Origin of the sequence: Rhodopseudomonas sp., from assembly GCF_036404135.1 — a bacterium.
GTDB lineage: Bacteria > Pseudomonadota > Alphaproteobacteria > Rhizobiales > Xanthobacteraceae > Rhodopseudomonas_A.
This window is the reverse complement of the sequence record NZ_DASWPE010000032.1, coordinates 1-13,578: the sequence shown is the minus strand read 5'-3', so window position 1 is coordinate 13,578 and position 13,578 is coordinate 1. Positions and strand designations below refer to the sequence as shown.

Here is a 13,578-nt window from a genome sequence, read left to right as displayed (position 1 = left end):
CCCGAAGGAAGCTAACACTCCCCGAAGGAAGCGATCTCCGAAGAGACCATGTCACTTCCCGGAGGAAGCAGCACCCCCAACCAAGGGAGCGTCGTATACCCTCATCCGACGACAAATCGCAACCGATAACTCTCGGCTGCTCAAAGTCACTCACCTGAATGAGGAGCTTCAGAGGCACGGAAGCTCGCCGCGGCCCGAAGGCCAAGGCGCCGCCGCGCTCAGTGGTTGGTTTATAAGCCCGCCCCCTCGGAGTTGTCAACGCTCATCGTCAAGAAAACGTCGCATCCTGTGGGAACCTAAGAAGTCCTGAGTTTTCAGGGCCTCAGCCGCACTCAAGCCACAATCCTGCAGCGTTCTCCAGCACGGACAGGTAAAGAATCTTTGGCCGGCCGGCTTCGGCGGTCGCAAGATTTCGCGCGTTGGGGATCTTGCTCGCCATGACATCCAGGCTCACCGATCTCGCCGGGCGTTTTGGCCGCGGTCGGCACATGGGGGTCTTGGTGGTGACCGGCGGTTGGCCGACGGTCGTGCGACAGACATCGCGGCACGATTGCCCCTCGCGGGGCGCGCGCGGCCGCGGTAGGACTGCCGCAGCAAGGACGGAACGGTGGGGGACCGCGGTTTGAGCCACAGGACGACACGCGCGCGCAGCTATGGGCGTGAGGCCGAGATCATCGACCTCGGCCACGAGCCGCCGCTTTCCGTCGATGGATCCGAAGCCGCGGTGATCGATCGCCGTCGCGTCTCGGTGCAGTGGTTCAGCGGCACGATTCTCACCGGCCTGTGCGGCGCAGCCTTGATCGGCGGCGCCGTTTTCGCGTCGCTCGACGGCGAGATGACGTTTGCGAAAGTGCCGGAGCGGGTCGAAGGCGCGCTGCGCGGCGCGTTCGGCGCCAATGATCGCAGCGCCAGCCTGCACAAGAGCGACCGGCTGCCGCCGCCGAGCGATTCCGCCGCGGCGCGGCACGTGGTCCGGGTCTCCACGGTGACCCGGATCGGCAACCGCGACGTGATGCGGGTGCGGCCGTTCATTCGCATCGCCGGCAATCTGGCGCTGACCACCAGCGAGCTGTCCGCCAAGGTGCCGCCGTTCAACGCCCAGCGCATGCTGACCGACGTCGGCGCGGCAACGCCCGCCGCCGCCGAGGACGCGCAGAATCCCGACGCCGTCGAGCCGGATGCCGAGGTGTCGTTCGTCACCCGCGATCTCGGCCCGGTGCTGCCGAAGGCCAAGGTCGCCGCCGTGGTGGCGATCGACGAGGTGCTGATGCGGGTGCGCGATGCTTCGAACTGGCGCGGCCAAAGCGGCGTCCGCTACACCATGGCCAGCGCCACCGGCGACCCCGGCGCGCCGCAGTCCGACATCAAGATGGCCTACGCCACCGAGGGCAACGTCGCCGCCGATCCCTATGCCGGCTTCGAGACCCGGGTGGTGCCGGAGAACGTCACGCTGCTGCCCAAGACCAAGGAGCAGGCGACCGGCGGCAACCCGACCAACGAGCGGATCCACATCGTCAAGAAGAACGATAGCATCGCCACCATCCTGCGCGATCAGGGCGCCACGCCGGAGGAAACCCGGGCGATCGCCGCCACGCTCGGCCCGCGCGGCCGCGACGGCGGGCTGAAGGAAGGTCAGAAGATCCGCATCCTGATGGCGCCGGCCGGCCCCGGACAGCGGCTGCAGCCCTATCGCGTGGTGGTGGCGAGCGATTCCACCATCGAGGCGGTGGCGGCGCTGTCCGATCTTGGCCAATACGTCGCGGTCGACGTGCAGAGTATGAACACCGTCGCCGAGGTGCCCGACAGCAGCGACGACGACGAGGACGACGGCACCGGCGTGCGGCTGTATCAGAGCATCTACGAGACCGCGCTACGCAACAAGGTGCCGCCCACCGTGATCGAGGACATGGTCCGGATCTACTCTTACGACGTCGATTTCCAGCGCCGGGTGCAGGCCGGCGATTCGTTCGAGGTGTTCTTCGCCGGCGAGGACGAAGGCTCGACCATCACCGAAAAGAACGACGTGCTGTATGCCGCCCTCACCGTCGGCGGCGAGACCAAGAAATACTACCGCTTCCAGACCCCCGACGATTCGGTGGTGGATTTCTATGACGAGGCCGGCAAGAGCGCGAAGAAATTCCTGGTGCGCAAGCCGGTCAACCAGGCGATCATGCGCTCCGGCTTCGGCGGACGGCGGCATCCGGTGCTCGGCTACGTCAAGATGCATACCGGCGTCGACTGGGCCACGCCCTACGGCACGCCGATCTTCGCCTCCGGCAACGGCGTCGTCGAGAAGGCCGGCTGGGAAGGCGGCTACGGCAAATACGTCCGGCTCAAGCACAACAACGGCTACGAGACCGCCTACGGCCACATGTCGGCCTTCGCCAAGGGGCTGGAGCCCGGCAAGCGGGTGCGGCAGGGCCAGGTGATCGGCTTCGTCGGCTCGACCGGGCTGTCGACCGGCGCCCATGTGCACTACGAAATCCTGGTCAACGGCCGCTTCGTCGACCCGATGCGGGTCAAGCTGCCGCGCGGCCGCTCGCTGGAAGGCCCGCTGATGGCGAGCTTCGAGAAGGAACGCGACCGGCTCGACGCCATGATGAACAGCCGCAACGGCCGGGTGTCGGAAGATCTCGGCGCGACGCCGCGCAACCAGAGCGCACAGGCGCAGCCGCGTCCGGTCAGCACGCGCTGAGCCTTGCTCGGCGGCGCGGCGCACGACGCGGCGCTTTCACCCTATCACCCCCACCCCAACCCTCCCCCGCAAGCGGGAGAGGAAGCCGGTTTCCGCTGCAGCGGGCGCCGCGGATCATTTCAGGAAGACAAATTCAAGCAGCGGCGCTTCGGCTTCGATCGAAACCCGCGACACGGTCGCTTCCATCGAATCCGGTAGACCAAAATCCGTTCGCCATCGGCAGCGCGCTCCCTCCCCCGCAAGCGGGAGAGGGTCGGGAAACCATGCCCCGGCGCGAGTCGACGCCGCCGCGCGGATCTTGCGCAAAGCCGCTTATACCGTTTTCGAGCGAAGTGGATCCCGGTTCGCGTGAAGAAAACGCGTCAAAATAACAATCTAGAACTCCGGTTCTGATTCTTTCAGAACCGGAATAGCTCTAGTTCAGCATCCGCTTCGACAGCGGCCGCTCGAACGGCGCGATGTCGGCGGTGTGCGGCGGCCTGCCGTTAAAGGTCAGCACGCCGCCTTCGGTGGAGATCACGACGTGGTCGCCGTCCTTCACCGAGCCGTCAAGGATCATTTCGGCCAGCGGATCCTGCACCTGGCGCTGGATCACCCGCTTCAACGGCCTTGCGCCATAGGCCGGATCCCAGCCCTTTTCGGCCAGCCAATCGCGCGCTGCGGCGTCGAGCTCGAGCACGATCTTGCGCTCGTGCAACAGCTTCTCCAGCCGGCTGAACTGGATCTCGACGATCCGCCCCATCTCGCTCTTCTGCAGCCGGTGGAACAGGATGATCTCGTCGACCCGGTTGAGGAATTCCGGACGGAAATGCGCCCGCACCGCCGCCATCACCGGCTCGCGCACCGCTTCGGTATCCTCGCCCTCCGGCTGGTTGACCAAAAATTCGCTGCCGAGATTCGACGTCATCACGATCAGCGTATTGCGGAAATCCACCGTGCGGCCCTGCCCGTCGGTGAGACGACCGTCGTCGAGCACCTGCAGCAGCACGTTGAACACGTCGGGATGGGCTTTTTCGATCTCGTCGAACAGCACCACCTGATACGGCCTGCGCCGCACCGCTTCGGTGAGCGCGCCGCCCTCGTCATAGCCGACATAGCCCGGAGGCGCGCCGATCAGCCGCGAGACCGAATGCTTCTCCATGTATTCGGACATGTCGAGCCGGACCATCGCGGTCTCGTCGTCGAACAGATACTCCGCCAAGGCTTTGGTCAGCTCGGTCTTGCCGACGCCGGTGGGGCCCAGGAACATGAACGAGCCCATCGGCCGGTTGGGGTCCTGCAGCCCGGCGCGGGAGCGCCGCACCGCGGTCGCCACCGCATGCACCGCCTCGAACTGGCCGATCACCCGCTTGCCGAGGCTTTGCTCCATCCGCAAGAGCTTGTCCTTTTCGCCCTCCAGCATCTTCTCGACCGGCACCCCGGTCCAGCGCGACACCACTTGCGCGATGTGGTTGGCGGTGACCGCCTCCTCCATCATTTCGCTGTTGCCGGCGTTGGCTTCGATCTCGGCGAGCTTGCGTTCCAGCTCCGGAATCCGGCCATAGGCCAGTTCGCCGGCGCGCTGATACTCGCCGCGGCGCTGCGCGTCGGCGAGTTCGATCCGCAACGCGTCGAGTTCGCTTTTGAGCTTCTGCGCGTTCGACAGCTTGTTCTTCTCCGCGCTCCAGCGCGCGGTCAAAGCGGTGGACTTCTCTTCGAGGTCGGCGAGTTCGCCGGACAAGGTCTGCAACCGGCTCTTCGAGCCCGGATCGCTCTCCTTCTTCAGCGCTTCCTGCTCGATTTTCAGCCGGATGATTTCGCGGTCCATCGAATCCAGCTCTTCCGGCTTGGAATCGACCTGCATCTTCAGCCTTGCCGCGGCCTCGTCCATCAGGTCGATCGCCTTGTCGGGCAGGAAACGATCGGTGATGTAGCGGTTCGACAGCGTGGTCGCCGCCACCAGCGCGGAGTCAGCGATGCGGACGCCGTGATGCTGTTCGTATTTGTCCTTCAAGCCGCGCAGGATCGAGATGGTGTCCTCCACCGTCGGCTCGCTGACGAAGATCGGCTGGAACCGGCGCGCCAAGGCGGCGTCCTTTTCCACATGCTTGCGATATTCGTCGAGCGTGGTGGCGCCGATGCAGTGCAATTCGCCGCGCGCCAGCGCCGGCTTCAGCAGGTTGGAGGCGTCCATCGCGCCGTCGGCCTTGCCGGCGCCGATCAGCGTGTGCATTTCGTCGATGAACAGGATGATGCCGCCTTCCGCCGAGGTGACCTCGGCGAGCACCGCCTTCAGCCGCTCCTCGAACTCGCCGCGATATTTCGCGCCCGCAATCAGCGCGCCGAGATCGAGCGACAACAGCTTCTTGTCTTTCAGGCTCTCCGGCACGTCGCCGTTGAGAATGCGCAAGGCGAGGCCTTCGACGATCGCGGTCTTGCCGACGCCGGGCTCGCCGATCAGCACCGGGTTGTTCTTGGTCCGCCGCGACAGAACTTGAATGGTGCGGCGGATTTCCTCGTCGCGACCGATCACCGGATCGAGCTTGCCGTCGCGGGCGTTCTGCGTGAGGTCGCGGGCGTATTTCTTCAGCGCGTCATAGGCGTTTTCCGCCGTGGCGGAATCCGCGGTGCGGCCCTTACGTAAGCTGTTGATCGCGGCGTTGAGGTTCTGCGGCGTGACGCCGCCCTTTTTCAACAGCGCCCCGGCCTCGGAATCCCTGTCGAGCGCCAGAGCCAGCAGCAGCCGCTCCACGGTGACGAAGCTGTCGCCGGCTTTTTCAGCGGCCTGCTCGGCGGCCTCAAAAGCGCGCGCGGTGTCCGGAGCCAGATAGACCTGGCCGGCGCCGGCACCCGACACCTTCGGCATCTTGTTCAGCGCGTCTTCGGTGGCCTTGAGGATAGCGCGCGAATTGCCGCCGGAGCGGTCGATCAGGCCGCCGGCGAGGCCTTCTGAGTCATCCAGCAACACTTTCAGAATGTGCAGCGGGGAGAACTGCTGGTGCCTCTCACGGACCGCCAGCGATTGCGCCGACTGAATGAAGCCGCGCACCCGTTCGGTGTATTTTTCAATGTTCATTTGCGATGTCCCTCAGCCTGCCGTCGCGCCCCGAAAGCACGCTTGCGGCATCTTCATTGGGTTGCGCCGGCCGCGCTGATTGGCTCAGCCGGCGGCGGTGGCTCGCCGGCTCGAACGGCCGGCTTGCAACCAATGTGGGAAGGGATTCCGAGCTGCGAAAGGGGTTCCCTCACAATTTCGTCAGCCCGCGAGCTTCGGCAGCGGCGTAGTCCGGGCACGGACTTCACCTATTCCCGCCTGCGGGAAAGGTCGACTCGGCGAGCACCGGATCGGCTCTCGGCATCACGCGGCGCCCCCTCACCCGGCGCGCCAAGCTCCGCTTGTCTCGCCACCCTCTCCCCGCAAGCGGGGCGAGGGGAAACAGGCCGCACCATTCCTATCAACCTCAACGTAGCGAGAGCGGCCGCGCCCTCAGCTCGCCGGCATCACATAGGCGTAGATCCGGCTGCGCGGATAGGCGGCCTCGGCGACGCGGTGGCCATGATTGCCCGACACCACGATCGGGTTGCCGTGGCCGTCGATGCCGCTGACCACGCCGACATGGCCGCCGCGGCGGCCGCGCGACATCACCGCGATGGCGCCGACCTGCGGGCCGGAGATCCGCTGACCGTAGCTGGCAAACGAGCGCGCCATGTCGGAGCCGGTGCCGGAATGGCCGGAGCGCTGCAGCACCATGTTCATGAAGCGCGCACACCACAGGCTGCTACGGCCGGTCGGATTGCCGCCACCGATGTAGCTGCGCGCGGTGGCGACGATGTTGGACAGCCCGAAGCCGTTGCCGACGCTCGGCGGCTCGCTCGCCACGGCGTTGCTATCCGCAAAGCCGGAGCCGGACTGCGTCGACTGTGGCGCGGCGAACGACGACGCCGCGCGGCGCAGATGCCGGCCGAGGTGTCGCACGCGATGGTGCCGGGTGAAATGATGATGCCGCTCGACGGCGTGATGCGGGTGAGCGTGCCGGGCGCCGCCGTGATGCGAGCGGGCCGAGGCCGGGCTCGCGATGGCGGTGATCGCCGCGATAAACAACGCAACAGCAGAAAGACGAAAGCAACGACGAAACGCAACGAACGCAACCATACCAGATGTCCTCATCAACACCCCCAATTCCATCCGACCAAATCCGGCGGCCGGACAACGAGGGCGCCTCTTGCATTTCGGGATGTGGCGAGATCAAGACCTGAAATTGCATGAATTCGTGAACCATCGGCCCATTGACTCCGCTATCGCGCACGATTCGAAGACGAATTCCGATTAACCAATGGATGCGCAGAGCTCGCGGAATAGCTATGATTTCAACGTCAGCGCGCATCATCGCGCGATTACGTCAAAGGAATCGCGATGCCCTTCGCCACCACCAAGGACCATGTGCAGTTGTATTACGAGGAAGCCGGCGACGGCACGCCGCTGCTGTTGCTGCACGAATTCGCCGCCGACTACGCGAGCTTCGAGCCGCAAATGCGCTATTTCGCGCGCGGCCATCGCTGCATCACCTATTCCGCACGCGGCTATACGCCGTCGCATGTGCCGGACAACGACGCCGACTACGACTACCAACATATGCGCGACGACGCGATCGCGATCCTCGACCATCTGCGGATCGCGGCGGCGCATTTCGTGGGCTCATCGATGGGCGCCTATTCGGCGCTGCAAGTCGCGCTTAGCGTACCGTCGCGCGTGCTGTCATTGACGCTGTCCGGGATCGGCTCCGGCTTCGAGGCCGAGCGGCTCGACGATTATCGCGCACGGTGCCGCGCCGAGGCCGACGAGTTCGAGCGCGGCGGCGCCTCCGAAATCACCAAGCTCGCCGGCCTGACGCCGGCACGAATTCCGTTTCTGGTGAAGGATCCGCGCGGCTTTCGCGACTTCCACGACGCGCTCGGCGAGCACGACGCCAACGGCTCCGCGCGCACCATGCGCAATTTCCAAGGCGCGCGGCCGCCGTTGTCGGCGTTTGCCGATGCGATCAGCGCGCTGACGCTGCCGACCTTGATCATGGTCGGCGACGAGGATGACGCCTGCATCGAACCGAGCCTGTTCCTGAAGCGCCGGATCGCCAGCTCAGGGTTGGCGATGTTTCCGAAATCCGGCCACGCGCTCAATCTGGAAGAGCCCGCGCTGTTCAACGCGACGCTGGAGAAATTTCTGGCGCTCGCCGAAGCCGGGCGCTGGGGCCCGCGCGATCCGCGCTCGGTGAGGGAGTAGCGCAGCGCGAGCAGAATGATGGGCTTGCTGCGTGGCACCCCCACCCCGCCCTCCCCCGCAAGCGGGAGAGGGAGCGCGGTTCCGATGCAGAGGCCTCGGGGATGACCTCGAACGTTGAAAATAACGACGCTGATCGCTGCTGTTTGCTTCTCCGCCAGCACGGCCTGCCCCTCTCCCGCTTGCGGGGGAGGGCTGGGGTGGGGGAAGCAGCGTCGCCTCAGCGAACGCGCTCTCCAACCGACACCGGCAGCTTCTTCTCCGCGCGGCTGAGCAGGAACACGCCCTGCTCGCCGAACAGGTTCCAGAACCACCACGGTGCGTTCAGCCGCAGCGGCCTGCCGTGCTGGTCGAGCGCCACCGCGCGCTCCATCTTGACGTTGATCTCGTGGCACAGCAGCACGAAATCCTTGATGGTGCAGAAGTGGATGTTCGGCGTGTCGTACCAGGTCGCCGGCAGATTCTCGGTGCGCGGCATCTGACCGTGGATCAACAATTGCAGCCGCATGTTGAGATAGCCGAAATTCGGAAACGAGACGATGGCGCGGCGGCCGATCCGCAGCAGATTTTCCAGCACCGCGCGCGGCTGCCTTGTGGCCTGCAGGGTCTGCGACAGGATCACATAGTCGAAGGCGTCGTCCGGATAGTTGACGAGGTCGGTGTCGGCGTCGCCCTGCACCACGGCAAGCCCGCGCGAGACGCAGCGGTTGACCCCCTCGCGCGACAATTCGATGCCGCGGCCGTCGATGCCGCGGCTTTCCAGCAGTTGCAACAGATCGCCCTCGCCGCAGCCGACGTCGAGCACCTTGGAGCCGGTCTCGACCATCTCGGCGACCAGCACGTGATCGGCGCGGTAGCATTTCAAGGGATGCGGCGGCTGCGGCGTGATGAAGGGCAGAGATTCCTGAGCCGACATGTCAATTGCCCTTCGCGACCAGCCCGTGCGCGACGCCCGCCGATTGCAGGAAGGCGCGGGCGATATCGATGAATTCCGGCACGTCGAGCAGGAAGGCGTCGTGGCCGCGATCGGTCTCGATCTCCGCGAACGACACCCGCGCACCGCCGGCATTCAGCGCATGCACGACGTTGCGGGATTCCGAGGTCGGAAACAGCCAGTCCGAGGTGAACGACACCACGCAGAACCGCGTCGTGGTGTCGCGAAACGCTTCCGCCAGCACCCCGTCATGGTCGGCGGCGATGTCGAAATAGTCCATCGCCCGGGTCAGATACAGATAGCTGTTGGCGTCGAACCGCTCGACGAAGGACGAGCCCTGATAGCGCAGATAGCTTTCGACCTGGAAATCGGCGTCGAACGAAAACGTCGGCAGCTCGCGATCCTGCATCCTGCGGCCGAACTTGCGATGCAAGGCGGCGTCGGACAGATAAGTGATGTGCGCGGCCATCCGCGCCACGCCGAGCCCGCGGTGCGGATAGGTGCCTTCCTCGAAATAGCGGCCGTGGTGCCATTCCGGATCGGCCATCACCGCCTGGCGGCCGAGCTCGTGGAAGGCGATGTTCTGCGCCGAATGCCGCGTCGAGCAGGCGATCGCCAGCGCCGAGGCCACCCGCTTCGGGTAGGCCACGGTCCATTGCAGCGTCTGCATGCCGCCCATCGAGCCGCCGACCACGCAGAACAGCCGCTCGATACCGAGCCGGTCGATCAGCATCGCCTGCGCCCGCACCATGTCGGGAATGGTGATGATCGGGAAATCCAGCCCCCACGGCTTGCCGGTTAAGGGGTTGGTGGAGGACGGGCCGGTCGAGCCCATGCAGCTGCCGATCACGTTCGAACAGATGATAAAGAACCGCTCGGGGTCGAGCGGCTTGCCGGGGCCGACCACGGTCTGCCACCAGCCTGGCTTGCCGGTCACCGGATGGATGTTGGCGACGTGCTGGTCGCCGGTCAACGCGTGGCAGACCAGGATGGCGTTGGATTTGTCCGCGTTGAGCTCGCCATAGGTCTGGTAGGCGATCTGGAACGGCGCGAGGTCGATGCCGCAGTCGAGCGCCAGCGGCTGATCGGCGCCGAATACCGCGAGCTGCGACGACGGATGGTCGGCCTCGTGGGCGCGCTCCTCGGCGTGCGCCGCCTGGCCGTGGATCGACTGCACCTTCATCATCTTGAGACCGTCTCCTCACGGTTCCCAGACACATCGAGAGGCCCATAAAAAAACCCGGCCTGAACAATGTTCGGCCGGGATCCAACTGTCCCCGGCCTGTTTAGCGAGTTGTTTAACGTGGCTGCAAGCCGGCCGGCTCAAATCACCACGGACGAGCTAAGATATTAATCCCAAACGGGTCTTTCGTCAAGACATAGCGCGGAATGGCCGGCTTTCTGTGTGACATCCAAGCCTTAAGCTTTTCTTTGCGTTCGCAGCCGGTCATACCTTAAGCAATGCCTCTTGCCCGGCGGTCCGCCGTGACCGAACCGGGATGCTTGGCGGGAGCGCGTCGCGCGTCCCCGTGCGAAGGTCTCAACAATGTCCACTTTGCCCCCCTCGCCGCCGTCGCTGGCGGATCTGCGTCGCGAAATCGATGGCATCGACGAACAGGTTCACAACCTGTTGATGCAGCGCGCCGACATCATCGACCGGCTGATCTCGGTGAAGCAGACCCAGGAGGTCGGCTCCGCGTTCCGCCCGGCGCGCGAGGCCGACATGATGCGCCGGCTGGTGCAGCGCCACCACGGCATCCTGCCGCTCGATACCGTGGAGAGCATCTGGCGGGTGATCATCGCCACCTTTACCTATGTGCAGGCGCCGTTTGCGGTGCATGCCGACCTGTCGCTCGGCGAATCCGCGATGCGGGATTCCGCGCGCTTCCATTTCGGCTTCACCGTACCGTTCGTGCCGCATTTTTCCGCTTCCGCCGCGGTCGAAGGGGTATCGCGCTCGAAGGGCGACCTGGCACTGGTGTCGGCGACCTCGAGCCGCACGCCGTGGTGGGTGGCGCTGGAAACCCCCGGCGCACCGAAGATCATCGCAAGGCTGCCGTTCATCGAGCGCGCCGACCATCCCGCCGCCTTGCCGGTGTTCGTGGTGTCGCGCGTCGCCGATAGCGCAATGGTCACCGAGGTCGAGATGTGGAGCGTGCGGGTATCCGGCTGGAACGCCGAAATCGCCCGGGCGCTGTCGCCGCTCGCGGAAATCGTCGCGGTGCCGGATACCGCCTTCGACGGCGCCGCGCTGCTGGTGTCGATCACCGGCGGCACCCGCCTCGACACCGTGAAAGCGGCGCTGATCGATGCCGGCGCTTCGCTGCGCTCCTCGGCTCTCGTCGGCAGCCATGCAACCCGCTATATGGTGCCCCCGACCGGCGCGCCGAAAACCTGATCCCGCGTCCATCATCTGGAGTCCAAGATGTCCCGCCCCGTGCCGAATCCCGGCATTCTCGATATTGCGCCCTACACCCCCGGCAAGAGCCCGGTCGCCGAACCCGGCCGCAAGGTGTTCAAGCTGTCCGCCAACGAGACCCCGTTCGGCCCGTCGCCGCACGCGATCGCGGCGTACAAGGACGCGGCGGATCATCTGGAGGATTACCCGGAGGGCACCTCGCGGGTGCTGCGCGAGGCGATCGGCCGCGCCTACGGGCTCGATCCCGACCGCATCATCTGCGGCGCCGGCTCCGACGAATTGCTCAACCTCTTGGCGCACACCTATCTCGCGCCCGGCGACGAGGCGATCGCCACCACCTACGGCTTTCTGGTCTACCCGATCGCCACCATGGCGAACGGCGCCAAGCTGGTGGTCGCCGAGGAGAAGGACCTGACCTGCGACGTCGACGCCATCCTGGCCAAGGTATCGCCGCGGACCAAGCTGGTGTGGCTCGCCAATCCGAACAACCCGACCGGCACCTACGTTCCGTTCGACGAGGTGAAGCGGCTGCGCGCGGGCCTGCCCGAGCACGTCATCCTGGTGCTCGACGGCGCCTATGCCGACTACGTTTCGAAGAACGATTACGAGACCGGCATCGAGTTGGTCTCGACCACGGACAACACCGTCGTCACCCGCACCTTTTCCAAGATCCATGGCCTTGCCGCGCTGCGCATCGGCTGGATGTTCGGCCCGCCCAACATCGTCGACGCGATGAACCGGATCCGCGGGCCGTTCAACACCTCGGTCCCGGCGCAGCTCGCCGCGGTCGCGGCGATCCAGGATACCGCGCATGTCGAGATGTCGCGGGCGCACACCGACACCTGGCGCAACTGGCTAACCGAGGAATTCACCAAGCTCGGCCTGATCGTGACGCCGAGCGTCTGCAACTTCGTGCTGGTGCATTTCCCGACCACCAAGGGCAAGACCGCGGCCGAGGCCGACGCGTTCCTGACCAAGCGCGGCCTGGTGCTGCGCGCGCTGAACAATTACGGCCTGCCGGATGCGCTGCGCATGACCATCGGCACCGAGGAGGCCAATCGGCTGGTGGTCGAGGCGGTCGCCGCCTTCATGGCGCAGCCATGATCGCCACGCCGCCGTTCAAACGGCTGGCGCTGATCGGCTTCGGGCTGATCGGCGGTTCGATCGCGCGCGGCGCCCGCGCGCAGGGTCTTGCCTCCGAGATCGTCGCCACCGCGCGCTCGGCGGCGACCCGGGCGCGGGTCGCCGAACTCGGCATCGTCGATCGGGTGTTCGAGAGCAATGCCGAGGCGGTGAAGGACGCCGACCTCGTCATCCTGTGCATCCCGGTCGGCGCCTCCGCCGAGGTCGCCAAGGAGATCGCGCCGCATCTTTCGCCCGGCGCGATCGTCTCCGACGTCGGATCAGTGAAAGCCGCTGTGGTCCGCGCAATGGCCGAACATCTGCCGGCCGATGTGCATTTCGTCCCGGCGCATCCGGTCGCCGGCACCGAGAATTCGGGGCCGGATTCCGGCTTCGCCGAACTGTTCATCAACCGCTGGTGCATCCTGACGCCGCCCGAGGGCGCCGATCCCAAGGCGGTGGAGAAGCTCGCCGCATTCTGGAGCGCGCTCGGCGCCAATGTCGAAGTGATGGCCGCCGAACACCACGATCTGGTGCTGGCGGTGACCAGCCATCTGCCGCATCTGATCGCCTACACAATTGTAGGCACAGCCGAGGAGCTCGAAGGGGTGACGCGCTCGGAGGTGCTGAAGTTTTCCGCCGGCGGCTTTCGCGATTTCACCCGCATCGCGGCCTCCGACCCAACGATGTGGCGCGACGTGTTCCTGAACAACAAGGATGCGGTCTTGGAAATGCTCGGCGAATTCCAGGAGGATCTGTCGAAACTGACCCGCGCGATCCGCCGCGGCGACGGCGACGCGCTGTACGAGCATTTCGCCCGCACCCGCACCATCCGCCGCGGCATCGTCGACATCGGCCAGGACGAAGCCTTGCCCGACTTCGGCCGGCCGAAGGCGGCGCTGGCCAAGAAGGCGGCGGAGTAAGCGCGGCTGCGGATTCTACCTGCTCCCCTCCCCCTTATGGGGCGGGGGCGACGGCGATGCCGGACGCCGCTGCGATCCCGGATTCGAATATCAAACAGCCACGATGCGTTCGGGATAGCCGCTCGCGATCTCGCGACGCTGAGCGCCCGAGCTTTGCGCAGTGCCCCTCACCGAAATGAGGGGGGAGGCGCGCCGCGCGGCGCGGGGGTAGCGTTGTCGCGATTCTTTCTC

9 protein-coding genes and 1 riboswitch are annotated in these 13,578 nt (G+C 65.8%); of the genes, 5 read left to right on the top strand and 4 right to left on the bottom strand.

Features of this window, described 5'->3' with window-relative positions:
• The first annotated feature begins 622 nt into the window (after window positions 1-622).
• Window positions 623-2,695 carry a M23 family metallopeptidase gene (locus tag VGC77_RS03910; protein WP_331170260.1) on the top strand — a complete coding sequence of 691 codons (2,073 nt, stop codon included), beginning with the start codon at window positions 623-625 and terminating at the stop codon, window positions 2,693-2,695.
• Window positions 2,696-3,110: 415 nt separating this feature from the next.
• On the opposite strand, the gene clpB is transcribed toward VGC77_RS03910, so the two are convergent.
• Entirely contained in the window at window positions 3,111-5,750 is a 2,640-nt protein-coding gene (gene clpB, locus VGC77_RS03905; RefSeq protein WP_331170259.1) for an ATP-dependent chaperone ClpB, read from the bottom strand.
• A gap of 411 nt (window positions 5,751-6,161) precedes the next feature.
• A complete protein-coding gene (locus tag VGC77_RS03900) occupies window positions 6,162-6,827 on the bottom strand; it encodes a TIGR02594 family protein (protein ID WP_414709605.1) in 666 nt (221 codons plus the stop codon).
• Window positions 6,828-7,088: 261 nt separating this feature from the next.
• Here VGC77_RS03900 and VGC77_RS03895 point away from each other — a divergent pair, with 261 nt between their 5' ends.
• The gene (locus tag VGC77_RS03895; RefSeq protein WP_331170257.1) at window positions 7,089-7,952 is read left to right on the top strand and encodes an alpha/beta hydrolase; all 864 of its coding nucleotides are present in this window, start codon (window positions 7,089-7,091) and stop codon (window positions 7,950-7,952) included.
• Between the two features lie 217 nt (window positions 7,953-8,169).
• On the opposite strand, the gene metW is transcribed toward VGC77_RS03895, so the two are convergent.
• The gene (gene metW, locus VGC77_RS03890) at window positions 8,170-8,865 is read right to left on the bottom strand and encodes a methionine biosynthesis protein MetW (RefSeq protein WP_331170256.1); all 696 of its coding nucleotides are present in this window, start codon (window positions 8,863-8,865) and stop codon (window positions 8,170-8,172) included.
• Window position 8,866: 1 nt separating this feature from the next.
• The gene (metX, locus tag VGC77_RS03885) at window positions 8,867-10,069 is read right to left on the bottom strand and encodes a homoserine O-acetyltransferase MetX (RefSeq protein ID WP_331170255.1); all 1,203 of its coding nucleotides are present in this window, start codon (window positions 10,067-10,069) and stop codon (window positions 8,867-8,869) included.
• Between the two features lie 79 nt (window positions 10,070-10,148).
• A riboswitch (SAM riboswitch) is annotated at window positions 10,149-10,228 on the bottom strand.
• A gap of 201 nt (window positions 10,229-10,429) precedes the next feature.
• Here metX and VGC77_RS03880 point away from each other — a divergent pair.
• The 3 genes from VGC77_RS03880 to VGC77_RS03870 are packed head-to-tail and all read left to right on the top strand — an operon-like array spanning window position 10,430 to window position 13,347.
• Window positions 10,430-11,281, top strand: a complete 852-nt coding sequence (locus tag VGC77_RS03880) for a chorismate mutase (protein ID WP_331170254.1) — start codon at window positions 10,430-10,432, stop codon at window positions 11,279-11,281.
• A 27-nt stretch (window positions 11,282-11,308) separates the two neighbouring features.
• A complete protein-coding gene (gene hisC, locus VGC77_RS03875; RefSeq protein ID WP_331170253.1) occupies window positions 11,309-12,406 on the top strand; it encodes a histidinol-phosphate transaminase in 1,098 nt (365 codons plus the stop codon).
• Window positions 12,403-13,347 (top strand): prephenate/arogenate dehydrogenase family protein, encoded by a 945-nt coding sequence (locus VGC77_RS03870; protein ID WP_331170252.1) that lies wholly within the window; start codon window positions 12,403-12,405, stop codon window positions 13,345-13,347. The genes hisC and VGC77_RS03870 overlap by 4 nt, the downstream gene beginning before the upstream one ends.
• The last annotated feature ends 231 nt before the right edge of the window (window positions 13,348-13,578 follow it).

Coding starts and splice junctions, on each gene's coding strand:
- clpB (WP_331170259.1), bottom strand. CDS start 5,750: ATGAACATTGAAAAATACACCGAACGGGTGCGCGGCTTCATTCAGTCG.
- VGC77_RS03900 (WP_414709605.1), bottom strand. CDS start 6,827: ATGGTTGCGTTCGTTGCGTTTCGTCGTTGCTTTCGTCTTTCTGCTGTT.
- VGC77_RS03895 (WP_331170257.1), top strand. CDS start 7,089: ATGCCCTTCGCCACCACCAAGGACCATGTGCAGTTGTATTACGAGGAA.
- metW (WP_331170256.1), bottom strand. CDS start 8,865: ATGTCGGCTCAGGAATCTCTGCCCTTCATCACGCCGCAGCCGCCGCAT.
- metX (WP_331170255.1), bottom strand. CDS start 10,069: ATGATGAAGGTGCAGTCGATCCACGGCCAGGCGGCGCACGCCGAGGAG.
- VGC77_RS03880 (WP_331170254.1), top strand. CDS start 10,430: ATGTCCACTTTGCCCCCCTCGCCGCCGTCGCTGGCGGATCTGCGTCGC.
- hisC (WP_331170253.1), top strand. CDS start 11,309: ATGTCCCGCCCCGTGCCGAATCCCGGCATTCTCGATATTGCGCCCTAC.
- VGC77_RS03870 (WP_331170252.1), top strand. CDS start 12,403: ATGATCGCCACGCCGCCGTTCAAACGGCTGGCGCTGATCGGCTTCGGG.